At 42.3% G+C, this 759-nt stretch carries 1 protein-coding gene and 1 pseudogene; both read right to left on the bottom strand.

From position 1 onward, the window contains the following. Window positions 1-153 precede the first annotated feature (153 nt). Entirely contained in the window at window positions 154-582 is a 429-nt protein-coding gene (locus BWI92_RS26310) for a TonB-dependent receptor domain-containing protein (RefSeq protein ID WP_229363594.1), read from the bottom strand. Between the two features lie 35 nt (window positions 583-617). Beyond that, window positions 618-759: pseudogene (locus tag BWI92_RS26305) on the bottom strand (aquaporin family protein); the annotation flags it as partial.

Raw genomic sequence — 759 nt, 5'->3', positions numbered from 1 at the left:
TTTTGAAAAATTTGTTGTGCAGAAATTCTCTAAAACCTATTTTTCTGTAAAAGAATGGCGTAGCGACAAATTTGTGAGTGGACACTATGCACGWMRGTRCTTGCCCAGTTTGACTGGAAGAAGCGCTCCTGAGTTCCATCCAATGCCTCTACTTTAGCTTTGTTGATACCGAAGTTTAAGTTTACAGAAAAATGAAGCATCTGGCTTGTCGATAATATATCCTGTCAATGACAATTCAACCCCACGGTTTGAAGTACTTCCCACGTTATTCCATTGTCTGGTAAAACCAGAGCTCGAAGGAATGGCAGACTGCAATAATAAGTTGCTAGTTTTATGATACAAATCCAAACTACCAACCAAGCGTTGTTTAAAGAAACCAAAATCAAGACCTGCATTTTGGTTGATAGTCGTTTCCCAAACTAGGTTCGGATTATACAATGTGGTTCCTGTTGGGGTATAATACACATTGTCGACGTTGCCAAAGCCAGGCCCACGTAAAGTTGTTGCTTCAAACAAGAATTGAGTAGCCGTTGCATCGATACGGTCGTTACCTGTTGCACCGTAAGAGACACGCAATTTCAATTCATCGAGGTCACGAACTTGTTAGHAGTMGCTWCTGTAACCGCAGGATTAAGATGTGCCGCCGGACTCCCAAATGCCGTAGAGACAAAGATTCCAATGGTAACTGCCATTGCCCAGCCAGTGGTAATGACCATCCAGCCAGCGTTTTCGCCTTTAGAATGTTTAAGCAAAACATTG

It is taken from the genome of Flectobacillus sp. BAB-3569 (assembly GCF_002270355.1).
Classification (GTDB): domain Bacteria; phylum Bacteroidota; class Bacteroidia; order Cytophagales; family Spirosomataceae; genus Flectobacillus; species Flectobacillus roseus.
Note: the sequence above shows the minus strand (reverse complement) of the source record. Positions and strands in the feature narration are given on the sequence as shown.